Origin of the sequence: Marinobacterium aestuarii (assembly GCF_001651805.1) — a bacterium.
Lineage (GTDB): Bacteria > Pseudomonadota > Gammaproteobacteria > Pseudomonadales > Balneatricaceae > Marinobacterium_A > Marinobacterium_A aestuarii.
Genome location: NZ_CP015839.1, coordinates 699,667 through 725,684 on the forward strand (window position 1 = coordinate 699,667; position 26,018 = coordinate 725,684).

27 protein-coding genes are annotated in these 26,018 nt (G+C 59.9%); 15 read left to right on the forward strand and 12 right to left on the reverse strand.

Annotated features, from left to right (window positions below; genetic code table 11):
- Positions 1-10 precede the first annotated feature (10 nt).
- The 3 genes from recA to A8C75_RS03055 all read left to right on the forward strand — a co-directional run bounded on the left by recA (position 11) and on the right by A8C75_RS03055 (position 2,324).
- A complete protein-coding gene (gene recA / locus A8C75_RS03045; protein WP_067377943.1) occupies positions 11-1,057 on the forward strand; it encodes a recombinase RecA in 1,047 nt (348 codons plus the stop codon).
- A gap of 100 nt (positions 1,058-1,157) precedes the next feature.
- Positions 1,158-1,856: an HAD family hydrolase gene (locus A8C75_RS03050; RefSeq protein ID WP_067377946.1), complete on the forward strand. Its 699-nt coding sequence runs from the start codon at positions 1,158-1,160 to the stop codon at positions 1,854-1,856.
- A 72-nt stretch (positions 1,857-1,928) separates the two neighbouring features.
- A complete protein-coding gene (locus A8C75_RS03055; RefSeq protein WP_067377949.1) occupies positions 1,929-2,324 on the forward strand; it encodes an MAPEG family protein in 396 nt (131 codons plus the stop codon).
- A gap of 4 nt (positions 2,325-2,328) precedes the next feature.
- Here A8C75_RS03055 and A8C75_RS03060 read toward each other — a convergent pair whose 3' ends face one another.
- Entirely contained in the window at positions 2,329-2,796 is a 468-nt protein-coding gene (locus A8C75_RS03060) for an Lrp/AsnC family transcriptional regulator (RefSeq protein ID WP_067377951.1), read from the reverse strand.
- A gap of 149 nt (positions 2,797-2,945) precedes the next feature.
- Here A8C75_RS03060 and A8C75_RS03065 point away from each other — a divergent pair, with 149 nt between their 5' ends.
- From A8C75_RS03065 to purU, 7 genes are all read left to right on the forward strand, one after another.
- Positions 2,946-3,869, forward strand: a complete 924-nt coding sequence (locus A8C75_RS03065; protein WP_067377954.1) for a DMT family transporter — start codon at positions 2,946-2,948, stop codon at positions 3,867-3,869.
- Positions 3,870-4,246: 377 nt separating this feature from the next.
- The gene (gene glyA / locus A8C75_RS03070; protein ID WP_067377957.1) at positions 4,247-5,506 is read left to right on the forward strand and encodes a serine hydroxymethyltransferase; all 1,260 of its coding nucleotides are present in this window, start codon (positions 4,247-4,249) and stop codon (positions 5,504-5,506) included.
- A 97-nt stretch (positions 5,507-5,603) separates the two neighbouring features.
- A complete protein-coding gene (locus tag A8C75_RS03075) occupies positions 5,604-6,857 on the forward strand; it encodes a sarcosine oxidase subunit beta family protein (RefSeq protein WP_067377960.1) in 1,254 nt (417 codons plus the stop codon).
- Between the two features lie 14 nt (positions 6,858-6,871).
- Complete coding sequence (locus A8C75_RS03080; RefSeq protein WP_067377963.1) at positions 6,872-7,159, forward strand: sarcosine oxidase subunit delta; 288 nt, start codon at positions 6,872-6,874, stop codon at positions 7,157-7,159.
- A 12-nt stretch (positions 7,160-7,171) separates the two neighbouring features.
- Positions 7,172-10,207: a sarcosine oxidase subunit alpha gene (locus A8C75_RS03085; RefSeq protein ID WP_067377967.1), complete on the forward strand. Its 3,036-nt coding sequence runs from the start codon at positions 7,172-7,174 to the stop codon at positions 10,205-10,207.
- A complete protein-coding gene (locus A8C75_RS03090; RefSeq protein WP_067377970.1) occupies positions 10,200-10,883 on the forward strand; it encodes a sarcosine oxidase subunit gamma in 684 nt (227 codons plus the stop codon). Before A8C75_RS03085 ends, A8C75_RS03090 begins: the two co-directional genes overlap by 8 nt.
- A gap of 111 nt (positions 10,884-10,994) precedes the next feature.
- Positions 10,995-11,861 (forward strand): formyltetrahydrofolate deformylase, encoded by an 867-nt coding sequence (gene purU, locus A8C75_RS03095; RefSeq protein ID WP_067377974.1) that lies wholly within the window; start codon positions 10,995-10,997, stop codon positions 11,859-11,861.
- A gap of 135 nt (positions 11,862-11,996) precedes the next feature.
- Here the strand turns inward: purU and A8C75_RS03100 are convergent, their stop codons facing one another.
- The 5 genes from A8C75_RS03100 to A8C75_RS03120 all read right to left on the reverse strand — a co-directional run bounded on the left by A8C75_RS03100 (position 11,997) and on the right by A8C75_RS03120 (position 16,480).
- Positions 11,997-12,866 (reverse strand): tetratricopeptide repeat protein, encoded by an 870-nt coding sequence (locus tag A8C75_RS03100; RefSeq protein WP_162272095.1) that lies wholly within the window; start codon positions 12,864-12,866, stop codon positions 11,997-11,999.
- A 167-nt stretch (positions 12,867-13,033) separates the two neighbouring features.
- Positions 13,034-13,468: a GFA family protein gene (locus A8C75_RS03105; RefSeq protein ID WP_067377977.1), complete on the reverse strand. Its 435-nt coding sequence runs from the start codon at positions 13,466-13,468 to the stop codon at positions 13,034-13,036.
- Positions 13,469-13,545: 77 nt separating this feature from the next.
- Positions 13,546-14,586, reverse strand: a complete 1,041-nt coding sequence (locus A8C75_RS03110; protein ID WP_067377980.1) for a GlxA family transcriptional regulator — start codon at positions 14,584-14,586, stop codon at positions 13,546-13,548.
- A 143-nt stretch (positions 14,587-14,729) separates the two neighbouring features.
- A complete protein-coding gene (locus tag A8C75_RS03115; protein WP_067377982.1) occupies positions 14,730-15,080 on the reverse strand; it encodes an ethanolamine utilization protein EutQ in 351 nt (116 codons plus the stop codon).
- A gap of 92 nt (positions 15,081-15,172) precedes the next feature.
- On the reverse strand, positions 15,173-16,480 hold the full coding sequence (locus tag A8C75_RS03120) for an NAD(P)/FAD-dependent oxidoreductase (RefSeq protein ID WP_067377986.1): 1,308 nt from the start codon (positions 16,478-16,480) through the stop codon (positions 15,173-15,175).
- Positions 16,481-16,645: 165 nt separating this feature from the next.
- On the opposite strand from A8C75_RS03120, the gene A8C75_RS03125 reads away from it, so the two are divergent.
- The 5 genes from A8C75_RS03125 to A8C75_RS03145 all read left to right on the forward strand — a co-directional run bounded on the left by A8C75_RS03125 (position 16,646) and on the right by A8C75_RS03145 (position 21,329).
- Positions 16,646-17,623, forward strand: a complete 978-nt coding sequence (locus A8C75_RS03125; RefSeq protein WP_067377989.1) for a LysR family transcriptional regulator — start codon at positions 16,646-16,648, stop codon at positions 17,621-17,623.
- Between the two features lie 167 nt (positions 17,624-17,790).
- Positions 17,791-18,156, forward strand: coding sequence for a DUF817 family protein (locus A8C75_RS03130; RefSeq protein WP_067377993.1), 366 nt, complete (start codon positions 17,791-17,793; stop codon positions 18,154-18,156).
- 280 nt (positions 18,157-18,436) lie between these two features.
- On the forward strand, positions 18,437-18,859 hold the full coding sequence (locus A8C75_RS03135; protein ID WP_067377995.1) for a DUF1353 domain-containing protein: 423 nt from the start codon (positions 18,437-18,439) through the stop codon (positions 18,857-18,859).
- 181 nt (positions 18,860-19,040) lie between these two features.
- On the forward strand, positions 19,041-19,760 hold the full coding sequence (locus A8C75_RS03140; RefSeq protein WP_067377998.1) for a YebC/PmpR family DNA-binding transcriptional regulator: 720 nt from the start codon (positions 19,041-19,043) through the stop codon (positions 19,758-19,760).
- Between the two features lie 294 nt (positions 19,761-20,054).
- Entirely contained in the window at positions 20,055-21,329 is a 1,275-nt protein-coding gene (locus A8C75_RS03145) for a cation:proton antiporter (RefSeq protein WP_067378002.1), read from the forward strand.
- A gap of 6 nt (positions 21,330-21,335) precedes the next feature.
- On the opposite strand, the gene cls is transcribed toward A8C75_RS03145, so the two are convergent.
- From cls to A8C75_RS03170, 6 genes are all read right to left on the reverse strand, one after another.
- Positions 21,336-22,742, reverse strand: a complete 1,407-nt coding sequence (gene cls, locus A8C75_RS03150; RefSeq protein ID WP_067378005.1) for a cardiolipin synthase — start codon at positions 22,740-22,742, stop codon at positions 21,336-21,338.
- A 5-nt stretch (positions 22,743-22,747) separates the two neighbouring features.
- Positions 22,748-23,890, reverse strand: coding sequence for an AI-2E family transporter (locus tag A8C75_RS03155; RefSeq protein ID WP_067378008.1), 1,143 nt, complete (start codon positions 23,888-23,890; stop codon positions 22,748-22,750).
- A 36-nt stretch (positions 23,891-23,926) separates the two neighbouring features.
- The gene (locus A8C75_RS23520; RefSeq protein ID WP_157890206.1) at positions 23,927-24,181 is read right to left on the reverse strand and encodes a hypothetical protein; all 255 of its coding nucleotides are present in this window, start codon (positions 24,179-24,181) and stop codon (positions 23,927-23,929) included.
- On the reverse strand, positions 24,168-24,587 hold the full coding sequence (locus tag A8C75_RS03160; RefSeq protein ID WP_157890207.1) for a hypothetical protein: 420 nt from the start codon (positions 24,585-24,587) through the stop codon (positions 24,168-24,170). The genes A8C75_RS23520 and A8C75_RS03160 overlap by 14 nt, the downstream gene beginning before the upstream one ends.
- A 3-nt stretch (positions 24,588-24,590) precedes the next feature.
- Positions 24,591-24,869, reverse strand: a complete 279-nt coding sequence (locus A8C75_RS03165; RefSeq protein ID WP_067378013.1) for an ElaB/YgaM/YqjD family protein — start codon at positions 24,867-24,869, stop codon at positions 24,591-24,593.
- 82 nt (positions 24,870-24,951) lie between these two features.
- Positions 24,952-25,794 (reverse strand): BON domain-containing protein, encoded by an 843-nt coding sequence (locus tag A8C75_RS03170; RefSeq protein WP_067378016.1) that lies wholly within the window; start codon positions 25,792-25,794, stop codon positions 24,952-24,954.
- Positions 25,795-26,018 lie beyond the last annotated feature (224 nt).

Genomic DNA, 26,018 nt, shown 5'->3' on the forward strand with positions numbered 1-26,018 from the left:
GGGGTGGAAAATGGACGCGAATAGAAAGAAAGCGCTCGACGCGGCACTGGGGCAGATTGAACGTCAGTTCGGCAAGGGTGCGGTTATGCGCATGGGCGATCAGCCCCGTGAAGCCATTCCATCGGTCTCGACCGGCTCCCTTGGGCTGGATATCGCACTGGGCATTGGCGGCCTGCCCTACGGGCGTATCGTTGAAATTTATGGGCCTGAGTCTTCGGGCAAAACCACCCTTACGTTGCAGACGATTGCCCAGGCCCAGCGCCAAGGCAAGACCTGTGCCTTCATTGATGCCGAGCACGCGCTGGATCCGATCTACGCCGAGAAACTGGGTGTCGATGTCGATAATCTGCTGATGTCTCAGCCGGATACCGGTGAACAGGCGCTGGAAATTGCCGACATGCTGGTGCGTTCCGCCGCTGTGGATATGATCGTCATTGACTCAGTGGCGGCACTCACGCCCAAGGCTGAAATCGAAGGCGAGATGGGTGATTCCCACGTCGGCCTGCAGGCGCGTCTGATGTCCCAGGCGCTGCGCAAGCTGACCGGTAACGTCAAGAACACCAACTGCATGATGATCTTCATCAACCAGATTCGCATGAAGATCGGTGTCATGTTCGGCTCGCCGGAAACCACCACCGGTGGTAATGCCCTGAAATTCTATGCGTCCGTACGTCTGGATATCCGTCGCATTGGTGCGGTGAAGCAGGGTGATGAAGTTGTCGGCAATGAAACCCGCGTCAAGGTTGTGAAGAACAAGGTGGCGCCGCCCTTCCGTCAGGCCGAGTTCCAGATTCTTTACGGTCAGGGTATCTACCGCATGGGTGAGGTGATTGACCTGGGCGTGCAGCAGGGGCTGGTGGACAAGTCCGGCGCCTGGTATGCCTATAAGGGCGACAAGATCGGCCAGGGCAAGGCCAATGCGGCCAAGTATCTCGAAGAGCACAGCGAAATCGCCACCGAGATTGAAAATGCCATTCGCGAGAAACTGCTGGCCAAGCCCGCGCCCAAGACCAAGGCGGAAGAGCCTGTCAGCGAAACAGAAGATCTGAAATTTTGATCGCAGGCACCCCTGTGTATTAAGTTGATACTTTAAAGGCTCCTTGGTGGAGCCTTTTTTGTGCTCGTTTATTAATAAGAGGAGTCTGCTGGTGGTAGATATGGACGTGAGCGGTGTCGTTGCAGTGCGTGCAGTACCGGCGCTGGAGAACTTGCAGGCGATATTTTTTGATTTTGATGATGCCCTGGCGCAGTCGCTGGATATCAAGGCTGAAACCTTCCTGTCGCTCTTCCCTGAGCGCAGCGATGCACTGCGACAGCAGATTCTGGCGTTCTTCGTGCACAACACAGGACGGTCGCGCAGTACCAAGCTGCGCCATGTCTATAGCGAAATGCTGCAGGAGCCCTTGAGCGAAGAGGCGCTGGCGGCCCTGTGTCAGCAGTTCGCCGAGCGCAGTATGGGCGCGGTGATCGATTCGCCGGAGGTGGCTGGTGCCGATGCGCTGCTGCGCTTGCTGCAGGCGCGAAGCCTGCCGCTGTTCGTGGTGTCCGGCACGCCTGAAACCGAGCTGGTACAGGTGATCAAGGCCCGCGGCATGGCGGGCTACTTTGCCGGGGTGCGGGGCACTCCGGTGGACAAGGAGATCAATATTGCCGAGCTGCTCGATACCCACCGGCTGGATGCGTCGCGCTGTCTGATGGTAGGCGACGGCCGGGTTGACTACATTGCGGCCGAACACAATCGCATGCCCTTTGTCGGTGTGGTCAAGGGCGCCAACCCCTTTGCAGAGGGTATCCCGGTGGTGGCGGATCTCACCGAGCTGCAGCAGATACTGTGGGGGAATTTGCCGCCAGGCTGATACAAAAGCCGGCGCTGAGCGTACAGATAGCAGAAGCCTCCACGGGGGCTATTTAACCAAGAGGGATCTGCCATGCCCGTTATTCTGTATGTGCTTTTTATAGTGTCGTTGTTGCCGGTCGTGCTGGCCGGTGTGACCAATGTTTGTCGCATGCGGCAGTTCGAGCGTTTTGACAATCATAATCCGCGCCAGCAGCAGGCTCGGCTGGAGGGCATGGGTGCCCGTGCCCATGCGGCCCAGGCCAATGCCTGGGAGGCGCTGATGATCTTCAGTGCCACCTGCCTGATCGCCTACGCCGGCGGCGCTGACCTGACGGCGCTGAGCCTGGTGGCGCTGATCTTTCTGGCCTGCCGCATTGCGCACGCCGTTTTCTATCTCGCCAATCTTTCAGGGCCGCGTTCGCTGGCCTTTGGCGGCGCCATCTTGTGCTCGTTGTATATTGTGTTTCAGGCCGCAGCCCCGGGTTAAGTCGTTACAGCGGCAAGGGGGCCTGGGCTTTGACTTCGCGCAAGGCAAAGTTGCTTTCGATTTCCCGTACCATGCGCAACAGCTGTATCTGGCGCACCCAGCGGTCGTAGTCGGGCAGGTCGCTGACGACAACTTCGAGCAGGTAGTCGGCCGAGCCCGATACCGTATGGGCGTTGATAACCTGGGGCATGCCCAACAGTGCCTGCTCAAAGCCCGCAACGGATTCGATACCGTGATCCTGCAGTTTGACCTGCACATAGACGGTCATGCCAAGACCTATGGCCTGGCGGTTGAGCTGGACCCTGTAGCCCTGAATGACGTCGTCGCTTTCAAGCCGGCGCAGACGCCGCAGGCAGGGAGAGGGTGACAGGGCGACCGCATCGGCGATATCGGCATTGCTGAGGCGGCCATCGCGTTGCAGGGCCTGCAGTATCTTCAGGTCGATGCTGTCCAGTTCGGCTTTTTTAGTCATGGGGCTTTTGTTAACCGTTATTGCTAAAAATAGAGTCTCTGACGCCATAATCATCCCAAATTGGCTGTTTTTGCAAGCAAGTCGGCACGATTCGTTTTGCGTCTTTGCCCGATAATAAGGCCTCAAAATATCCGGCACAGGCAGGGATCATGGAGCAATATCGCGGCGAACCGCTGGTGAATGCAAAGGGACTGGCGGCCATGGCCGTAACGCTGTTGATCTGGGTCGGCTTTCTGCTGTCGCTGCGGGCCGAGAGTCAGTCGCAGCTTACGGCGACGGATCTTGCACTGCTGCGCTTTGGTCTGCCGGCCCTGTGCTTTGTGCCTTGGCTGCTAAAGCGTGGCTCGGGTATTCGCCAGATCCGCAGGCGCCATGGCCTGATGCTGTTGCTGGGCGGCCTGCCATTCTTTTATCTGATGTCCTGGGGCAGCGCTCTTGCGCCGGCGGCCCATGCCGGCGCTCTGGTGCCGGGTACAGCTCCCCTGTTTGTCACGGCTCTGGCGGTGCTGTTGTTTGGTGAACCCCTGCCGCGGCGTCGCCTGCTGGGGCTTAGTGTCATTCTTGCCGGAGTGCTGCTGTTGCTGGGCACCAGTCTGTTCGAAATGGATACCGGTTACTGGCGTGGTCATCTGGCGTTTCTCGGTGCCAGCCTGTTGTGGGCGTTCTATACCCTGGGTCTGCGGGTGCTGGGTGTTGGCGCCCTGCAGGCCACGGCGCTGCTGTGTTGTGTGTCCTCCCTGGGGCTGCTTGTATTGATGGGGTTTGGGCTGGTGGAATCGAAACTGCTATCGGTTGGCTGGGCTGAACTCTGGCCCTATCTGCTGACCCAGGGGTTGGGTGCCGGCATCGTTGGCGGCTTTAGTTATGGCGTCGCAATTCGCGAACTTGGAGCTGAGAAGACCGCAGCGCTGGGCTCTTTCACGCCGGCATTGGCAGCACTGGCGGCTATCCCGCTACTAGGAGAGACGCTGGCGCCGTCGACCCTGACAGGCGTGACCGTGATTATGGCCGGCGTGCTGCTGGCCAGCGGCGTGCTGGCGCGCCGCCCTGTTGCCTTGATACAGGCTCTGTAACCTTCATCTGCGCAGTGCCTGTTGTTCGGGCACTTGCCGCTTGCTTTTCACTTTCCCCTTTTGCCTTTCTGCTTTCATCTAGCTCCTTGCCCATTTGCGACCTGTCTGTCTGCCGCGAAAGTCTGCTTATGTGCGACAGCGACCCAGGTCGGTGTCGTAAATGAATATCATCAGGACGCCGGTGAACACTTTCCCTTGGGAGTTGAGGGCTACTATCGGTTCCATGACGCGTTGTTCTGTGGGGGAGCTGCCTGTCCTGATCTCAACTTTCACCGCTGTGGCGGTGGATCTGTTGACCTGAATCCCGGTGCGCGCTGCGCGCCACTAAAACCTTGTACTCAATTCCCGGCTGAATGTCCTGGCGAGGAGATTTTTAGATGTTTAATAATAATGACCTGATTCAGAATTTCGATGCAGACCTGTGGGCGGCCATGACCGCTGAGGTACAGCGTCAGGAAGATCATATCGAACTGATCGCCTCTGAAAACTACACCAGCCCGCTGGTGATGCAGGCGCAGGGCTCGCAGCTGACCAACAAATATGCCGAAGGCTACCCGGGCAAGCGCTACTACGGTGGCTGCGAATACGTCGATGTGGTTGAGCAGCTGGCCATCGACCGTGCCAAGGAGCTTTTCGGTGCTGATTACGCCAACGTGCAGCCGCACTCCGGTTCCCAGGCCAACGCCTCTGTTTACATGGCGCTGTGCGCACCGGGCGATACCGTGCTGGGCATGAGCTTGGCCCACGGTGGTCACCTGACCCACGGCTCCCACGTCAACTTCTCCGGCAAGATCTACAACGCCGTGCAGTACGGTCTGACTGAAAACGGCGAGATTGATTACGATCAGGTTGCAAGCCTGGCCCGTGAGCACAAGCCAAAAATGATCGTGGCGGGCTTCTCTGCCTACTCCCAGGTTGTTGATTGGGCGCGTTTCCGTGAAATCGCCGACGAAGTGGGCGCTTTCCTGTTCGTCGACATGGCCCACGTCGCCGGCCTGATCGCTGCGGATCAATACCCCAACCCGGTACCTTTCGCCGATGTGGTTACCACAACGACTCACAAGACGCTGCGCGGCCCCCGTGGCGGCCTGATTCTGGCCAAGGCCAATGCGGATATCGAGAAAAAGCTGAACTCCGCCGTATTCCCGGGTGGCCAGGGCGGCCCGCTGATGCACGTGATTGCTGCCAAGGCCGTGGCGTTCAAGGAAGCGCTGCAGCCTGAATTCAAGCAATACCAGACTCAGGTGGTCAAGAACGCCAAGGTCCTGGCCCAGGTGTTTATCGATCGCGGCTACGATGTCGTTTCCGGCGGTACCGAGAACCACCTGTTCCTGCTCAGCCTGATCAAGCAGGGCCTGACCGGCAAGGACGCAGACGCAGCTCTGGGGCGTGCCTCCATCACCGTCAACAAGAATGCCGTGCCTAACGATCCGCAGTCACCCTTCGTGACCTCGGGTCTGCGTCTGGGCTCGCCGGTGATCACCACCCGCGGCTTCAAGGAAGCGCAGTGTGAAGCTCTGGCTGGCTGGATTGCCGACATTCTGGATGCCATGCAGGCCGGCGACGCCCAAGCCGCTATCGCTGCAGTAAAAGACAAGGTCCAGGCTCTGTGTGCGGACTTTCCGGCGTACCGCTAAGCTTGATTCGCTGCGGGCACCTGCGGGTGCCCGGCTTTAGCATCACACATGCATGAATTATCCCGGTCTGACCGGGAGTCTAGGGGGAGCTGGCACTATGCAGCATTATTCCGGTTTCGGGCTGTTGAAACATGCCCTGAATTTCCACGAAAACTGGCAGCGCGTATGGCGCAATCCGACGCCGAAGAAAAAGTACGATGTCATCATCGTCGGCGGCGGCGGACATGGTCTGGCAACAGCCTATTACCTGGCCAAGGAACACGGCATCACCAATGTCGCAGTGATCGAGAAGGGTTACCTGGGCGGCGGCAACACGGCCCGTAACACCACTATCGTACGTTCCAACTACCTGTGGGACGAAGCGGCGCACCTGTACGAGCACGCGATGAAACTGTGGGAAGGTCTGTCGCAGGATCTGAACTACAACGTCATGTTCTCCCAGCGCGGCGTGCTTAACCTGGGCCATACACTGCAGGACATGCGTGATATCGAGCGCCGTGTAAATGCCAACCGCCTGAACGGCATCGACGGTGAAGTACTGGACGCCAAGTCCGTGCAGGAAATCGTGCCGATCATGGATTGCTCCGCCAATACCCGCTATCCGGTTATGGGCGCCTCCTGGCAGCCGCGTGCCGGTGTCGCCCGTCATGATGCTGTGGCCTGGGGCTTTGCCCGTGCCGCCGACGCGCTTGGTGTCGACCTGATTCAGCAGACCGAAGTGATCGACATGGTCATCGAAGACGGTGCCATCACTGGCGTAAACACCAACCGTCACGGCGTGATCAGCGCTGATCGCGTAGGCTGCGTGGTGGCCGGTAACTCCAGCGTGCTGGCCGGCATGGCCGGTTTCAGCCTGCCGCTGGAAAGTCACCCGCTGCAGGCCCTGGTATCCGAGCCGATCAAGCCGATCCTCGATACCGTGGTCATGTCCAACCACGTACACGGTTATATCAGCCAGTCCGACAAGGGTGACCTGGTTATAGGCGCCGGTATCGATGGCTACAACGGCTACGGCCAGCGTGGCTCCTACCCCACCATCGAGCATACGGTGGCGGCGATTATCGAGCTGTTCCCGATGTTCAGCCGCGTGCGCATGAACCGCCAGTGGGGCGGCATCGTGGATACCTGCCCGGATGCATGTCCGATCATTTCCGATACGCCGGTTGAGAACCTGTTCTTCAACTGCGGTTGGGGTACCGGCGGCTTCAAGGCGACGCCGGGTTCCGGCAATGTGTTTGCGGCGACCCTGGCCAAGGGTGAAGCCCATCCGCTGGCCAAGCCGTTCTCCATGTTCCGTTTCCACAACGGCTCGCTGATCGACGAACACGGCGCTGCCGGCGTCGCACACTAACGGGAGTTATAACGATGTTCTATATCTACTGCCCGCATTGTGGCGAACACCGCGAAGAAGAAGAGTTTCATGCCAAGGGTCAGGCTCACCTGGCCCGGCCGCTGGATCCGGACAACTGCACTGACCACGAATGGGGCGAGTATCTCTACATGCGCAAGAACCCCCGTGGTCTGCATCATGAACTCTGGATACACGCTACCGGCTGTCGCAAGTTCTTCAATATGACGCGCGACACCGTGAGTTACGAAATCAAAGAAGTCTACAAAATCGGGGAGCGGCCGACCGTGGTCGCCGCCAGCTAAGGAGCGGACATAATGAGCCAGAAAAATCGTCTCGCCTCCGGTGGACGCGTTGACCGTGCCAAGGCGCTGAATTTTAGCTACAACGGTCGTCAATACCCCGGTTTTGAAGGTGATACCGTCGCCTCGGCCCTGCTGGCCAATGGCGTTGATATCGTCGGACGCAGCTTCAAGTACAGCCGCCCGCGCGGCATCATTGCCGCCGGTGCCGAAGAGCCCAACGCGGTCCTGCAGGTTGGTGCAACTGAAGCCACCCAGGTGCCCAACGTGCGCGCCACTCAGCAGAACCTGTTCAACGGCCTGGTGTGCAGTGCCACCAATGGCTGGCCCAATGCCGACCTCGACCTGATGGGCTATGTCGGCAAGGTTGGCGGGCGCATGATGCCGCCGGGTTTCTACTACAAGACCTTCATGTACCCACAGTCAATGTGGGAAACCTACGAGAAGTTTATCCGCAAGGCCGCGGGCCTTGGACGTTCGTCCACCGAACGTGATCCGGATATGTACGACAAGGTTAACCATCACTGCGATCTGTTGATCGTGGGCGCAGGTCCTGCCGGTCTTGCGGCGGCGCTGGTTGCAGCCCGCAGCGGTGCCCGCGTGATGCTGGCGGATGAGCAGAGCGAATTCGGTGGCTGCCTGCTGGATACCCGTGAAACTCTCAATGGCCGTCCGGCTGCTGAGTGGGTTGCCACTGTGGTTGCAGAGCTGAAACAGTACCCCGAGGTACTGTTGCTGCCCCGTTCCACCGTGAACGGTTACCACGACCACAACTTCCTCACCATCCACGAGCGTTGCACCGATCATCTGGGCGACCAGGCACCGGCAGGTCAGGTGCGTCAGCGCATGCACCGTGTACGTGCCAACCAGGTTGTGCTGGCCACCGGCGCCCACGAGCGTCCGCTGGTATTTGGCAACAACGACGTGCCGGGCTGCATGCAGGCTGCGGGCGTATCGACCTATATCAATCGCTATGCGGTCGTGCCGGGTAAAGAGCTGGTGTTGATGACCACCAACGACCATGCCTATCAGACGGCGCTGGACTGGCACGACGCCGGCCGCAAGGTGGTGGCCATTGTCGATACGCGTCAGAACCCCAAGGGCGATCGCATTGACGCGGCCAAGTCCCGTGGCCTTAAGATCATTGCCGGTTCCGGCGTGATTGAAGTGCAGGGCAGCAAGCGTGTGACTGGCGTATCCATAGCACCGCTGAATGCCACCGGCGATGCGCTGGCAGGATCGGTTGAACGCCTGAGCTGCGATACCGTTGCCAGCTCTGGCGGCTGGAGCCCCGTTATTCATCTGTCCTGCCATACCGGCAGCCGCCCCGAATGGCGCGATGATGTGATTGGCTTTGTGCCTGGTAAAACCGTGCAGAAGCAGCACTGTGCCGGTGGTATCAATGGTACTTACAGCCTCAAGGCGGTGCTGGAAGAGGGCGCCCGTGCCGGCGCTGCTGCCTGTGAAGCCGCAGGCTTTGGTGATGCCGCCAAGGCCGCTCTCAAGGAGATGCCGCTGCCGCTGGCCGAGGAAGTGCGCGAAGGCAAAGCCATGGCGCTCTACCACATACCGCACACCAAGCCGACGTCGCGGGCACCGAAACAGTTCGTTGATTACCAGAACGACGTTACCGCGGCTGGTATCGAGCTGGCGACGCGCGAGGGCTTTGAGTCCATCGAGCACGTCAAGCGTTACACCGCCATGGGCTTTGGTACCGATCAGGGCAAACTGGGTAACATCAACGGCATGGCGGTTGCTGCCAAGTCGCTGAACCAGACGATCCCCCAGACCGGCACCACCATTTTCCGTCCCAACTACACGCCTGTGACCTTTGGTGCCGTGGCCGGTCGTGACTGCGGTGCGCTGTTCGACGTCAACCGCTTCAGTGCCATGCACAAGTGGCATCTATCCAACGGCGCGCTGTTCGAGGACGTGGGCCAGTGGAAGCGTCCCTGGTATTTCCCCCAGGGCGGCGAAACCATGCAGCAGGCACTGGATCGCGAGTGCAAGGCAACCCGCGAAAGCGTGGGTATCCTCGATGCCTCTACGCTGGGCAAGATCGATATTCAGGGCAAGGATGCGCGTGAGTTCCTGGCCCGTGTCTACACCAACGCCTGGGCAAAGCTGCCGGTCGGCAAGTGCCGCTATGGCCTGATGTGTGGTGAAGACGGCATGGTATTCGACGATGGAGTAACCTCTTGCCTGGCCGACAATCACTTCCTGATGACCACCACAACCGGCGGCGCACCGCGGGTACTGGAATGGCTGGAACTCTATCATCAGACCGAGTGGCCGGAGCTGGAAGTCTACTTCAGCAGCGTAACCGATCACTGGGCCACCATGACGATTTCCGGCCCTAACGCCCGCAAACTGCTGAGCGAGCTGACCGATATCGATCTGGACCGTGATACCTTCAAGTTCATGGACTGGCGCCAGGGTGATGTGGCCGGCGTGCCGGCGCGGGTATTCCGCATTTCCTTCACCGGTGAGCTGTCCTATGAAATCAACGTTCAGGCCAACTACGGTCTGCACGTATGGGAAAAACTGTTCGAGCACGGTGCCAAGTTCAACCTGACGCCTTATGGTACTGAAACCATGCACGTGCTGCGTGCTGAGAAGGGCTTCATTATTGCAGGTCAGGATACCGATGGTTCCGTGACCCCGATCGATCTGGGCATGAGCTGGTGTGTGTCCAACGCCAAGCCGTTCAGCTACATCGGCAAGCGCGGCATGGCCCGTGAAGACTGTGTCCGCACCGATCGCAAGCATTTGGTAGGCCTCAAAACCCGCGAGCCGAAGACCGTGATTCCGGAAGGCGCCCAGGCGGTCAATGACCCCAAACAGCCGATCCCCATGACCATGCTGGGTCATGTGACCTCGAGCTACTACAGCGCCAACCTGGGTCATTCCGTGGCCATGGGCTTTGTCCGCAACGGCCACAACCGTATGGGCGAAACCGTGTTCTACCCGCTGGCCGATGGCCGTGTGATCGAAGCCGAAATCTGCAACCCGGTGTTCCTGGATCCCAAGGGGGAGCGTCAAAATGTCTGACATCATTGCACCAACCAAGCCGGCCGCAGTTGAAGCGGCCCCCGTCGCAGCTGTTGCCCTGATGGATCAGCTGGCCGACGCCAGTATCCGTGCCGAGTCGCCGCTCTATCACGCGGACCTCGCCACAGTGGCAAAACAGGGGCCCAAAACCGGTGGCGTTACGCTGCAGGAACACAAGCTGTTGGGTCACCTGGTGATCCGCGGTAGCCAGGACAATGCCGGCTTCCTGGCCGGCGCCAGGGCCGTGCTGGGGTTTGATCTGCCGACGCAGCCGCTGACGGCGGCCGAAGACGGCGCCCTGTCGGTGCGCTGGATCGCACCGGACGAGTGGCTGGTGATCCTGCCGGGCAGGGAGGCTTTCGCGCTGGAAAACCGCCTGCGCGAAGCCATGAGCGGCCATGTCGCCATCGTCAATGTCAGCGGTGGTCAGACCGTACTGGAACTGTCCGGCCCTGATGCCCGCGCGGTACTGAAAAAGTCCACGCCCTACGACGTGCATGACCGCAACTTCCCGGTCGGCAAGGTCGTGACCACCGTTTTTGCCAAGAGCCAGGCGGTGATCCGTCGCACCGGCGAGCAAAGCTGGGAACTGGTGATTCGACGCAGCTTCGCCGATTACCTGTGGCTCTGGCTGCAGGATGCCTGTGCCGAGTTTGGCTTGGTCGTGAAAGACTGAGTGGCAAGGGGAAAGGTTCAAGGAGCAAGGGAAAAGGCGCAAGCCTGATACCCGAGGAAACCGCAGGCCGGACGCATTGCTTGTTCGGGCTGCGGCTAACGAGGACTTGATATGACAGCAAAACTGAAACCGTGGATCTTCACGGCACACTGTCCGAGCCGCCTGGGCACCGTTGATGTGGTGACCCGGTTCATGGCCGAAACCCGCAACTATGTGCTGGAAATGCAGTCCTTTGACGATCACGAACTGGATCGTTTCTGTATCCGGGTGGAGTTCCGCCCCGAGGATGACAATTTCAGCGAAGAGGCCTTTAATGGCGCCTTTGCTGAGCGGGCTGCGGGCTTTGATATGGAGTGGCAGCTGCGCACGCCGGAGCACAAGCCCCGGGTGGCGATTCTGGTATCCAAATACGATCATTGCCTCAATGATTTGCTGTACCGCTTTCGTACCGGTCAGCTGAATATCGAAATCCCGGTGATTATCTCCAATCACCCGGATCTGGAACCCCTGGCGCAGTGGCATGGCATTCCGTACCACCACCTGCCCATTACGCCGGATACCAAGGCCGAGCAGGAAGCTCAGGTATGGGAGCTGATTCAGCAATACGATACAGAACTGGTGGTACTGGCGCGCTACATGCAGGTGCTGTCACCGGATCTGTGCCGCAAACTGGATGGCTGGGCCATCAATATTCACCACTCGTTGTTGCCGGGCTTCAAGGGCGCCAAGCCCTATCATCAGGCCTGGGCCAAGGGCGTCAAGCTGGTGGGTGCCACGGCACATTATGTCAACAACGATCTGGATGAAGGGCCTATCATCACCCAGGGCATTCAGCCGGTGGATCATGCCCAGTATCCGGAAGATCTGGTGGAAAAGGGTCAGGACATTGAGCGTGTAACCCTGTCCAGAGCCATCCGCTATCACATCGAAAAACGTGTCTTTGTGCTGGGTCAGCGCACCGTAGTCTTTTCCGACTAAGGGCGCTCCCGACATCTGATACAACCCTCACCCCGGGCCTGGCAACCGCTCTTAGAGCTCCCCCAAAACGCCAGGTTCGGGGCCCTCCTGCCGCCTTTTTCATGACTCCTTGGTCCCGCGCGCCCCCTGCGGCTATTACCGGCTGTGTTCCGTCTGCCAGCTTCTGGCCTGCTCCTGTGCCTGGGCGATTTCGTTAATACTCAGCTTGTCGGTCAGTATTTCCAGCGCCGGATGATGGGCTCCGCTGGCTCTGGCGATGCTCAGCCACTTGTAGGCGCGCTGAAAATCCTGGCTTACGCCACGTCCCTCCAGGTACATCAGCCCCAGGTTCGTCTGGGCACTGGCGAATCCCTGCTCGGCGGCGAGCTGATACCACTTGAAGGCACTGCGCTCGTTTTTGGCCAAGCCCAGGCCCTGTTCGTACATCAGTCCCAGATTGAACTGCGCATTGACGTGCCCAAGCTGTGCTGCGCGGCTGTACCACTGCGCTGCCGCCGGCAGGTTTTGGGCGATGCCGCGGCCGGCGTAATACTTGCCTGCCAGGTGATACTGGGCGTACATATGTCCCTGCTCCGCCGCCTTGAGATACCAGAGTGTCGCGGTGTCGTGATTCTGCCCCACGCCTTCGCCGCGTTCGTACATGCCACCGAGGATAAACTGTGCCCGGCTGTTGCCTTTCTCGGCCACGGGTGTAAACCAGCGGGCGGCGGTTACCGGATCCTCAGCTACGCCCAGTCCCTCGGAATAGATAAGCCCAAGATTGTACTGGGCAGCAGAGTCGCCCCGTTCGGCCAGGGGGGTAAAGTGCGCCAGTGCCTGGGCGTAGTCACCGTTTTCGTAAGCGTTGAAGCCAGTCATGAAGTCGGCGCCGGGCTCGGCGGCAAAGGTGGGGGGAGTCAGCAGTAGCAGTAGAGTGCCAAGGCTGGCAGCTATGGTCACTGAGGCGGCCCTGGTGCGTCGAGCAGGCTTGCCGGGGGCTGTGGATGTTGCTGGCCGGTTGAACATGGCGGGAGTCCCTTTTTGACAGCGAGGTGCAGCATTCATTGGAGTGAATGTTATAAAAATAGCAAATCAGAGCAAGGCTGAAAAAATCTGGCGCCGCGCTGCGCAAAATAACAGTGCTAGTCAGCGGCGGCAGGGCTGTGATTGACGGTTTCCTTGCAAGGCTAGCATCAGTCGGAATCAGCGTCCGCCTCAAACTGCGCAAAGGCCTCGGCACCGGTGAGGTCTCGGGTTCTATTGGCGAAGGCGTAGAAGGCCGGCTTTTCGTCGATGAATACCTGGTGACCCAGCACCAGGTTCGGGTTGTCTTCCAACAGGCCGACGGGTACGAAATACTGCCGGCTTTCAATCAGACGATAGAACAGGTGGCTGCCGCAGGCGGTGCAAAAACCGCGCTCCGCCCAGTCGGATGAGCGAAATACACCGATATAGTCGCTACCCGCAAGGGTGACGTCGGTACCGCAGCCGCTGACCAGCAGCGGGCCACCGGTCCAGCGGCGGCATTGCCTGCAGTGGCAGGCGCCGACATCCAATTGCATCTTGCGTACGCTGATCGAGGTCTTGCCACAGAGGCAGTGGCCCTGGGCGGGCTGAGTATCCGGCATGGTCAGGCTCCGGCAGGTTGGAGTGAGAGTCCGACTTACTATAGCAGCCTGTGGATAAGCTGGAATTTACAGCGGCCTCAGCGGCCGCGGTTCTGCCGTGCCTGGCTGGGTGACTGGCCGAAATAGTCGCGATAGCAGTGGCTGAAGTGGGTGGTGCTGACGAAACCACAGGCGACCGTAATAGCGGCGATGGTTTCGTTGGTCTGCAGCAGCAGACGCCGGGCGCGGGTGATACGCAGCTCCAGGTAGTACTTGGAGGGAGTACTGTCGATATAGCGGTGGAACAGGCGCTCGATCTGGCGGCGCGACAGGTTGACCAGGCCTGCCAGTTCCTCCATGCCCAGGGGTTCCTCGATATTGGCTTCCATCAGCTGCAACACCGCCTGCAGCGGTTCCGGCAGAGCCGGATCTATGGCCGTACAGGGCATGGGGCGTTCGGGGATTTCGCCGATCTTGTCGCAGCTGAGGATCTCTTCGATACCGCGTACCACTTCATTGCCATAGTGCTGGCCGATGACCGCCAGCATCATGCTCAGGGCACTGCTGGCCCCGGCGCAGGAGACGCGCTCGCGGTCGATGACATAGGGATTGGCCGACAGCGTGACCCGCGGGCAGGTTTCCTGCAGGCCATCGCGGCTTTCGGGATGTACCGTGCACTCATAGCCATCCATCAGGCCGGCCTGGGCCAGCAGGTAGCTGCCATTCCAGAGACCGCCCAGGATCAGGCCATGCTGGGCGGCGTCCCGCAGCCGATCCTGCAGTGCACGGTCTGGCTGCAGATTGCAGCGCAGGCCGCCGCAGACGAACAGCATGTCCAGTTCGCTCGAGCTCTGGCTTTGCAGGGCGCCGTCCACCGAAATTTCGATTCCAAGATCGCTGCGGATAGCGCTGCCATCCAGGCTCAGGGTGCGAAAACTGTACAGCGGCGTGCTGCTCAGCAGGTTGGCGGTGACGATGGCATCCACCGCGGCGGTAAAGGCCATCATGGAAAAGTGCTCACGCAGCACGAAGCCAATTCGAATGGCAGGCGCCGAGCTGGTCTCGCTTTCCTTGAGGTACGCCTGGTTGCTGCGTTTGAAGCGGCTGTCGAAGGTGCGCTGGCGGTGCTGGTTTGTCATAGGCTGGGTCGCTAACAGGTCGTCAAGAAACCGGGCAACCAGTATAGCAAAGCCTGTGCGCGGGCAGGCAGCGCTATTCGCAGGCGGAGGTGGGGTTTTGCGGCCCGCCGCGGGGCGGGTCGCAGGCGGTGATTAAGGCCGGGTTATTCCAGGCCGTTGAGCGCCTTCCAGTTGCCGGGGTAGACGGCGTAGAAGATGGTGGCCTGCTCGCCTTCGTACTTCAGCTCGGTGCCCTCGGGTATCCAGATGATGTCACCGGCCTGACCTTCCAGCACGCCATCTTTGGTGACGAGGCGAAAGACGCCATCGACCACATAGACGACTTCGTCGTAGAGCACCGTCCAGGCGATGGAGCAGGCATCGAACTTCGCCACGCCCGCACCCAGGGAGGCACTCATGTCGGTGCTGACGGCACGGGCGACGGCGGCGGCACCCGGCGGGCCTCCGCGATGCTGAAAGTTGAGGCTGGAGGCATGAATCAGTTTGGCGGACATGTTTTAAAACCTGTTAAGCGTGTGCAAAGAGCGAGATTGAGGCGCCCGGTGGAAGTGCCGGACGCGGGCATGTTGTTAGCACAGTGGGCGGGTTACAGCTCCGAACGGCTGGCGAAGCGCGCCATGGCCATGCGCAGCGGTACGCCTATGTGCAGCAGCGGTTTGGGCGGCAGGCGCGAGGGATTGCCCGAGACTTCCAGCATGTTGCTCAGCAGGTCGGTCTTCTTGCCCGAGGCCATGTCGGCCAGCATCATGCCGGAGATGGTACCGCGGGCAGCGCCGACGCTCTGGTCGCAGGCGGAGGCGAAGATGCCCTTTTCGAGCTCGCCAAAGTAGGTTTCGAAGTTGCCCGACAGGCTGCTGGCGCCGCCCCAGGTGTAGTCGAACTGCACATTTTTCAGCGCCGGGTAGCGCGCCTCGAAGCCTTCGCGGTGACGCTGGCGAATGCCGGGCAGCAGCTCCTGCGGCGTGTTGTAGTCGTGGGCATAACGGTAGGAGTTGCGGATGATGATCCGGCGATCCTGGGTCATGCGCAGGGTAGTGCCGGCGTGATCGGCGGGGGTCAGGCCCCAGTCGAGCTGGCCGCCATAGAGCTTCATTTCCGCATCGGTCAGCGGGCGCGTCATGCTGGCAAAGGTCATGACCGGCAGGATGCGATCACGCAGGAAGCCGAGTTCTGCGGTAAAGATGTTGGTGCCCAGAATCAGCTGGCGGCACTCAATGCGGGCCTTGCCGGTATTGAGGACAAAGCCGTTGGCGGTGCGGGTGATCTCCAGCACTGGTGTATGTTCTGCGATGCGCACGTTGGCCGGCATGTTGTCGGCCAGGCCACGCATCAGCGCCGCGGGCTGCATCAGGGTGCCGCCGGGCGTAAAGATGCAGGCACTGTAATAGTCAGTACCGAATATATCCTGCATTTTCTGCGGGCTGAGGCGCTCGTAGGTCTCGCCGAAGTTTTTCAGCAGCTGTTCGTAATGGTCGAGAAACTTCTCGCCCCGCGCGCCCACGGCGCCCTGATACTTGCCGGCTTTGGACCACTGGCAGTCAATGTTGTAGCTGTTGATCTGGGTTTCCAGATAATCGATGGCGGTGCGGTTCAAATGCACCATCTTGCGCTTGAGTTCCTTGTCACCGAGCTCCAGATCGCGCTTGTGCGGCTGGTCTATCACAAAGCCTGAGTTGCGCCCGGACGCGCCCTGGCCGACTTTCAGCGCCTCGATCAGCACAAAGCTGTCGTCGGGGCGGTTTTCCGCCAGTCGGCGCACGGCGGCGCAGCCGACAAAGCCCCCGCCAATGACGGCGGCATCGACACGAATATCCTGCGTCAGCTGCGGGAAGTCAGTGACAGTCCCAAGCATTTCATACCAGCCACAATTGCCGTCATATTGGGGAAGAATCATGTTCTGTGTCCGTTGTGCATGTGCATTGTCGTGTGGGTCGCCAGAGCGGCCCGGTGTCTTGATCTGAGGCGATTATTTCGGATTTTTATTAGCGTAACTACATAAAAGGCTCCTTAGTACCAACTATAATGCGTTTCATAAGTTAAACTAATAGTTAGGTGCCGCATGTCCGAACCCCGGCTGCTCGATACCCATATGCTCCATACCTTTGTAGTGATTGCGGAATCGCCTTCGCTGACGGATGCCGCACGTCGCCTCGGAGTGACTCAGTCGGCGGTCTCCCAGTGTCTGAAACAGCTTGAAGATCAATTAGGTACCGCGCTGGTGGTACGTCGCAGCCGGCCACTGCACCTGACCGCCGCCGGCAATGCGCTGAAACAGAATGCCGAGGGCATTCTGGGTGAACTGCGTCGCCTCAGCGCGCGGGTACGGGGTGCGGCAGACCAGGGGCTGGTGCATTGCCGTCTTGGCTTGATTACGTCCTGCTCCGAAGTGTTCGGCAGCAAGCTGATCGCTCGCTTGAGTCCCTTTATTGAACAGCTGACGCTGCGCAGTGGTCTGACGCCGCCACTGATGCAGGCCTTCCTCGACCGCGAGATTGATATTCTGGTGTCCAATGATCCCCTGACCGGTGTCGATGGCCTGGAGCGCTTTGAGCTGTTCCGCGACCCCATGCTGCTGGCCGTGTCGGCGCGGGATCTCGGTGGGTTGCCAGCGCCTGTGTCGGTTGAATCCCTGGCCAGAGCCCTGCCGATGATCAAATACGGCCGCCATACCCATATAGGTGCCTACAGCGAAGTGGTGCTAAGGCGCATGGGCATGCAGGCCAATGTGCGCTACGAAACCGATGATACCCACACGCTGATGAACTTCGTCCACGATGGTCACGGCTGGGCTATTCTCAGCGCCCTTTGCCTGGCCCAGGTGCTCTATCTGACTGAGGATGTACGGGTGATGGAGCTGGATCGCAGCCGCCATGCCCGCACCCTCTACCTGTTGGCGCGTGAGGGTGAGATGGGGTCTATACCGCAGCAGGTCGCCAGTGCTATCCGCGGGATTTTGCAGGGCCCGGTATTTGAGGGGCTGGTGCAGCGCGCACCCTGGCTGACAGTTGATGTGTTTGGCGCTGCGGGGGAGGTCTGAGGCCTTTTGTCGGCGCGGTTGCCTGGGCTGAACCCCGTTCTGGCATCAAGGCCGGGCCTGGTGGCAAGGGTTTGCGCCGCATTGCCGTGGTTCTTCAGGCTGGGTTAATTGCCGTGGGCGCCCAATGCCAGGCCCGACTGTTACCCCTGTGGAAGCCGACGCTGCCTATGACGATTGCGGCCATTATCAAGGAATTCGTACTCTTTGGCGTCAAGCAGGCCTACGCCTGCATGTTTGGCGGCTTTCTGCTGCTGTTCTGGCGCACCCAGGTCTACTATCGTGTACACCGGGACTACCGCGCCATGCCGCTGTTGCTGGGCTGGTTTCTGGTGGCGCTCTTTATCTGGCTGGCGGAAAACATCGCCACCTATGTGAATATATGGATTTACCCGAATCAGATGCAGGACTGGAGTCCGGTGTCGCTGGCCAAGCTTTCGTCCTGGTATCTGTTAATGCTGCTCAGCTTTGTACTGGTAACGACCATTAACCGGGTGGAGCTGCCCCAGTGCCGCGCTGAGGCTCCCGGCACGTGACTGGCAGCGGCACATGCCTGACCTATACTGTGCGCAGCTTCTGAAGCTGTTCTTTACCGATAATCAGCGTACCTGGTCAGCATTATTGCTTATGACTGCAGTCCCGTTTTTCGGATGAATAAAAAAATAGTGTTGCAGTTTGGATACTGTTTTTTAGTTCGAACCGCGGGTGTGATATTCGCCGCTGTCCCTGCGCCATGATTAACGCTAAGGCTTCGAACCAGGCCGCGTCGTACAAAGTATCGGCGGGGGAGGGCATCATGTGCAAAGGGAGTTTCCCATGGCAGATAAGGGCATAGTCTATCGTTCGGGTTACAAGTATCAGCTGGCTGAAAATTACGAACTCAAGATTCCCATCAAGCCCGAGGCGGATATAGACTCGATGTTTATCTCCCTCGACCGCCAGGGCAACCTGCAGGTAAAAGCCGGTTATGCCTGGGATGGCACCTCGGGTCCGGTGATCGACACACCCTTCAACCTGCGCGCCTCACTGGTGCACGACGCGCTCTACCAGCTGATGCGGGAAAAGAGCCTCAGTGCCAGGGAGCATAAGGAAAAGGCCGACAAACTGTTCAAAAAACTGGCCAAGGAAGATGGAGTGCCGGCGCCCGTGGCCCAGATCTACTACGAGGCACTGAAGAAACTTGGAAAGCCGGCGACGAAACCTGAAAGCACCAAAGATCTGAAGCACGCGCCCAGGTAGTCTGACATTGAATCTCCGGACAAAAGCCCCATCAGAGTAACGCTGGCGGGGTTTTTGTGGTTGCTGTCGGCGGCGGGTTTCGCGTGCTGACGTTCGCCATCTTTCGCATTTCTGCGTTGTTCAGATAGCGCACTTGCCAGTAGAATCGCTGTTTTTGTGATCATTACGGAGCATTAGCCGCATGGGCAGAGCCTATCAGAACCGCAAAGAGTCGATGGCCAAGACGTCTGACATGAAGGCCAAGGTTTATAGCCGCTATGGTCGTGAGATCTATGTCTCCGCCAAGTCGGGAGGGACTGACCCTGCCGGCAATCTGACCCTGCGCAGCCTGATTGAGCGCGCCAAGAAAGACCAGGTGCCGAGTCATGTTATCGACAAGGCGCTCGAAAAGGCGAAAGGCGGTGGGGGTGAGGATTACGCGGCGGCGCGCTATGAAGGCTATGGCCCCGGTGGCAGCATGGCCATTATCGACTGCCTCACCGATAACCCCAACCGTACCTTCGGTGATGTGCGCCAGGCCTTTACCAAGACCAAAAGCAAGATCGGCACGCCGGGCAGTGTCAGCCATATGTTCGATCACGCGGCCATTTTCGTATTCGCCTACGATGATGAAGAGGCGGTGCTCGAAGCCCTGATGGAGGCCGACGTCGATGTGACGGACATTGAGAATGAAGACGGCAAAATTACGGTATTCGCCCCCAACACCGATTACTTCAAGGCCAAGATGGCCCTGCTGGATCGCTGTGGCGAACTGGATTTCGATGTGGATGAAATCCAGTTTATCCCCCACGCCTTTACCACAGTCAGCGGGGACGATGTCGCCCTGTTTGAGAGATTTTTGACCATGCTGAACGATCTGGATGACGTGCAGCAGGTGTACCACAATGTCGAACTTTCATAGGGCCGCCAGGCTGTTTAAAGGCGGCTGAACGGACCAGACCAAAAAAGACCCCGCAAGGCGTGAACGGTCGGGGCTTTTCAGTTAAACCCGTGTGCCGGCGTTGAACCCTGCGCGAGCGCCCGGGACCTGGCTTGGGGTCCTGCTCAGAGTCTTGGTCGGGGTCGGCTGCCGGTGCGTCTATACTGAGCGTGCCTTCCCTGCCGGGAGCGCTTCTGATAAGGATGCCACGGATGAAAATGCCCCGCCTTTTGACCGATAACGCTGTTTGCGTCCGCAAGGTCTTGATTCACCACCATGAATAGCGCCGGCTGGTTTGTACTTGTAGGCGCGCTTATGCTCGCCATGGGGCTGACCGCGCCGCTGATGAAGCGTTTTGCGGTGACCTCGGCGATGCTGTATCTGGCCGTGGGTCTGCTGGTGGGTCCAACCGGCTTTGGACTTTTTCATTTCAACCCGCTGGAACAATCGGCCCTGCTGGAAGTGCTCACCGAAGTGGTGGTGCTGATTTCGCTGTTTTCCGCCGGTGTAAAAATGCCGGTGCCGGTCAGCTTGGCGCGTTGGCGCGCGCCGGTGCTGCTGGCCTTTGTCTCCATGACGGTGACCGTGGTGCTGGTGGCCGGGTTTGGCCATTACGTTTTAGGGCTATCACTGGGAGCGGCCGTGCTGCTGGGGGCCATACTGGCACCGACCGACCCTGTGCTGGCAACCGAAGTGCAGATTCGTCATGCCGAGGATCGGGACCGGCTGCGCTTTACCCTGACCTGTGAGGCGGGGATGAATGATGGCAGCGCCTTCCCGTTCGTCATGCTGGGTCTGGGGCTGCTCGGGCTGCACGATCTGGGGACCTTCGGGCAGCGCTGGTGGCTGCTGGATGTGCTCTGGGCCACCGGGGCTGCGGTCATTGTGGGTGGGGTGGCCGGCTGGGGGCTCGCCCGCATGAGTCTGTACGTGCGCCGTAGCGGGCACCATATCGAGTTGCTGAATGACTTTCTGGGTCTGGGGCTGATCGGTCTGGTGTACGGCATTTGTCTGTGGATCAATGCCTGGGGCTTCCTGGCGGTTTTCTTCGCGGCCGTGGTATTGCGCCAGACCGAATTGAAATTCGCAGGCGCGGAGCTGGAGCGGGCGCCGGAGACACCGCAGCTGCAGGTTGAGCCTGCGTCGGCGCGTGTCAGTGCAGGCTCGCTGGTGTTCAAGGAGCACCTTGAGCGGCTGTCCGAGCTGGTACTGATCCTGCTGATCGGCGGCATGCTGTTTCTCGACTCCTGGAGCTGGCGCGCCACGGCGCTGGCGTTATTCCTGTTTACCGTCGCACGGCCCCTGAGCGTGATGGTGGGCCTGGCGGGTAGCCGGACTCCGTGGCGGATACGCGGTCTGGCGTCCTGGTTTGGTGTACGTGGCATCGGCTCGCTCTACTATCTAATGTACGCCATAGAGCATGGCATCGGCGAAGAGCTGGCGGTCGAGCTGATTCACCTGACGCTGGTGGTGGTTGCGCTGTCGATCCTGGTGCATGGCCTCAGCGTCAAGCCGATGATGCGCAAATTCTGGCGCCGCTCCCGCGAATAAGTGCGTTTACATCCAGCGCCGGAATAGATTCCCCAGCCCCTCTTTGAGCCGTTGCAGTAGCGGGCGTTGCCGCCAGGCTTGGAGGCTTATTTCGTCGGCGTGCTGCAAATCCACCAGAAACAGTTTGTCCATTGCGCGGCCAAAGTCCTGGTCGATAATCACCGTGTTGAGTTCGTAGTTATGCACGAAGCTGCGGTAGTCCAGGTTGGTTGAACCGATACTGCTCCAGACGCTGTCCACGACCAGGGTCTTGGCGTGCAGCACTGAGCCGTTACGCTCGTAAATGCGAACCCCGGCTGCCAGCAAATCCTCATAGCTGGAGCGGGATGCCTGGATCAGCAAGGGGACATCCGTCATGCCCGGCAGCAACAGGCGCACATCGGCGCCCCGCTGGGCCGCAGCCTTGAGGATGTCGATAAAAGGCTCATCCGGGGCGAAATAGGCCTGGGTTATCCAGACTTTCTCCTGTGCATGGCTGATGGCCGCGGCCAGGATGGCATAGATATCGAATTCGTCACTGTCGCCGCCGCTGCTGGTGATCACCCCCGCCATTATGTTGCCGAGTGATTCTATGGTGGGGAAATGACCGCTGCTCGTCAGCTGCTCGGGCTCTGGCAAGTCCTTGTTCCATATTGCCAGAAACTGGCGCTGAAACTGGTGCACCACCGGGCCTACGATGCGCAGGTGGGTATCGCGCCAGGCCTGGTCTGGCTTGTCCTCGCTCGAGGCCGCCGAGAATGATCCCTGGCTGTAGGCGCCGGAGAAGTTGATGCCACCGCTGTAGGCGACCTTGCCGTCGATGACCAGCAGCTTGCGGTGATTGCGGTTGTTGCTGCGCCAGATACGCGGGTCCACGGCGGGATTCACCGGGTGAAACTTGCGCAGCTCAATGCCCTGATCGCGCAGTTGTTCGATGAAATCTGCGGGCAGGTCGAAGCTGCCGACGGCATCGATCAGCAGGCGCACGTCCACACCTCTGCGGCGGCTGGCGATCAGCCGTTCGAGCAGTGCCTGGCCAATGGCGGCGTCTGCAAGGATAAAGGTTTCCAGATGGATGCTTTCCCGGGCCTGGTCCATATCCTCGAACATCAGCTTGAAGGTAGAGGGGCCGTCGATCAGCAGGCGGGCATCGTTGCCGGCGACCAGGGCGCTGCCACTCAATTCCTGGGACAGGCTGATCAGTTGATCGAGCATGACCTGGGTGTCGGCCTCGGGGGCATCCTCTTCCAGCAGGTCCTGGTATTCCCGCGGGCTTGCCGCCCGCCGCCCGCCATCGATCAGCACCAGGGGGTGGACGACGGGCTGGGGTTCCTGCTGCCCGGTTTCCAGTCTTGGGCTCGTGCTGCAGCCGGCGACAAGGCTGAAGGCAAATCCGAACAGCAGCCAGCTACTCTGGGGGGCATGGTGCTTCATGGCGGTCAGCGCTGGGTGATAACGGCGATAGGCCGTAGCGCTTCTACCCGGTCACCCACCAGCTTGAGCGTGATCAGCATCGGTACCGCCATAAGCGCACCGGCCACACCCCAGAGCCAGAACCAGAACAGGACGCTGAGAAATACCATCAGGGGGTTGAGGGACAGGCGGTGACCCAGAACCAGCGGGGTGACAATCTGCCCTTCGATGATGGTGAGCAGAGTAAAAGCAGCCACCACCATGGCGGGAAGGGCAAGGCCGTCGAAGGTCAGCAGGGCGGTGGCGCCGAGCAATAGCGCCGTGACCAGCCCGCCGAGGTAGGGGATAAAGTTCAGCAGGCCAGCGACTGCGCCCCATAACAGGGGATTGGGCATGCCGAACAGGTACAGGGCGGCGGCAACAACGCAGCCCAGGCCGAAATTGACCAGGGTGATGCAGGACAGGTATTTGGATATCTCCGCCTCCAGGATCACGGAGAGTTCGATAAAGTGGTCGCGCCGGCCCTCCCTGTTCGGCAGGTGGCTGATGCGCTTAAGCATCAGCGGCCCCCAGGAAAGAATGAAATACAGCAACAGGGTGGTCGTGACGGCGCCGGTCGCCAGCCCGCGGGCGTTGGAATACATCATCTCCGACAAGCTGATGCCCTTGACCTCAACGGTCTGGGCCGGGTTGACTGACGCGATGCGGTCTACCTGATCGGCGGCCTTGCCCATGTCTTCGACGGTTTTCTTGATCGGGTTGATCTTGCGCTCAAGCTGTTTGAGCAGTGTGGGCGCCCGTTCGAACCAGGCGCTGACCGGATCGATGGATTGCGATACGCCGTAATTGAGTCCTGACAGCAGTAACAGCACGATGACGGCTGCACTCAGGGGACGGGGAATCCGTAACCGTACCAGCCAGCGCATGACCGGGGCCAGTACCAGGCTCAACAGAAAAGCCAGGGCGATGGGTACCAGCAACAGCTGAGCCAGCGCCAGGGTATAGACCACCGCCAGCAGGGTCAGGGCGATCAGCAGGCGGGTTTCGATCCGGCTCCAGCCCGTGTTGTCCTGGGCACGGGCCGGGATGGCGGGGTCTGAGTGCCGGTTATTCCCGTTAGTGTCTCCGGCCGTGGCGGGGTCCGGGAGCGGTTTTTTGGAAGCTGTCATGTCTTTCCTCGCGCCGTTCGGGTGCCGCTAGCGCGTTCATAACAGACGCAGCAACGGCAGTAACAAACGCACTAGATGAAGGGTACGAGCAGATCCATTGCCCTCGCCAGGGGGGGCAGCCACTGAGCGGCCGATACTCAATCCAAGGGCAAAGCCCGCGATCAGACCGGGGGGCGAGGTTGCCCCTGTGCGGATCGATTGTCGCAACTGCTGCCGTGCCTGTTGCGCCTGCTGCCGCGCCTGGCGTACCTGCTGCTCCTGGCGCCGCAGTTGCGCTCTAGTCGGCATCATTCGGTAAGTCCAGCCCCAGCGCCTGCCGGGTACTCCCAAGGCTGATGCGCGTCAGTGCGCGGCGCATCAGCCACAGCGAGATCAGCGCCAGTACAACGTTGGCCAGCGCCAGGCTGCCGAGCGCCAGACTCCAGCTCCAGCCCAGAGCCAGCAGCCCGCCAAGGGCTGCCGCCAGCAACAGCCCCCAGGCGCTGAACGCCGCCAGGGCACCGATAAGCGCCATAGCCAGGGTCATGCCCAGCATCAGGCCGGCGTAGCGGGCCTCCAGCGTGAGCAGTGTGAGCAGTTGGGCAAGGTGCTGGCGTGTGGTGGCGAAAACGCCGGCCGCCGCTTCTATCAGTGACAAGGATTCGGGCGTGGCGGAATCGGCTGCGTCCTGGGGGTCAGCGTGCATTGACTGTTTCATGGGTCAGCGGCGTCGTGTCAGTACGCCGATCAGGATACCCAGGGCCACGGATCCGCCCACGACCGCCCAGGGGTTATCGCGGACAATCTGCGTGAGGTTTGTGCTCAGGTCGCGGCTCTTGTCGGTTAACTGTTCACCGCGTTCGTGCAGCCCGTGCTCAAGTTCTTCGCCCACCTTGGCGGCCTGTTCTATGCGCTCATGCAGGTCGTCGGCGACGCGCCGGGACAGGGTTTCACTCTCCTGCACGGAGGCTTCGCTGTCGACGGGATTCGGTTTGCTCATTATGTTTCCCCTCCTTTATATCCGGAGAATATCCAGATTGGCGGCACACTCGAGTGTGCCGCCCTAATCACTGTAGTTCAGATCAACTGCCGGTGGTGAGCTCTGCAGTGACTGACTTCACTCCCTTGACGCTGCTGGAGACGCTAATGGCCAGCTCCCGTTCGAACTCGCTGTCGACCTGGCCATGCAAGCTGACGACGCCTTCTTTGGTATCGACATCGATATCGCTGCCGTCGACATTGCGGTTATACAGCAGTGCCGACTTCACCTTGGCGGTAATCCAGCCGTCGCTGACCTGTTTAGCGACTTCTTTCGACTTGGCCTCCGCTTTGCCGGTGAGCGTTGCCTCCTCGCCTCCGACGGTCAGCTGATTATCCACGCTGCTAACTTCGTGAGTATTGAGTGCGATCTGTTCGGCCAGTTCGGCTTCGGCCTGGGAGTCGACATTGCCGGACAGCATCACCTTGCTATTGCGGGTATCGACATTGATCGCCAGACCACTGGTGGTTCTGTTCCATAGCAGCTGAGATTTCACCTTGGCGGTGAGGTTGGCATCTTCTACCTTGCGGGTGAAGCTGCGTTCTGTGCCTTCCCCGGCCTGGCTGGCGTGCATAGCGGGAACATCCGCATCGATCATTAGCTCATTATTGACCTCTGTGATGCCATCGATGCCACGGGCAAGTTCCTCGGCCAGATCGCGCTCGACAGCACTTTCCACGGTACCGCGCAGGGTGGCGACGCCATCATTGACCTCGGCTTCGATATCGAAAGGGTTGAGGTGACGGTTGAGGGTATAGGTCGTGGTCAGCGATGCCTTGGCCCAGAGATCCGACGGCGGGTCGCCTGCGGCGGTTGCGAGAAGAGGGGCGCTGGCCAACGCGATGGCGCAGGCGGCGACGATGGATTTTATGGGAAAACGTTTCATGGCATTTGCCTCCGATGGTTCGGTTCGATCCGCTGCGGTGCCCGGTTGGTCGATCGTTGCGTCGCAGCGGTGTCACAGACCGGTCTGCCCGGTCAGGGGTGCCTGTGACGTTATGAAAAAGGGCAGGCCTGACAGTTGTACTGCAGTATGAGTGCCAACTATTAATTATGTTTAATAACAATAAGTTGTGTTGTTTTCGTGGATGGTGATATGCCCCGGTGGGG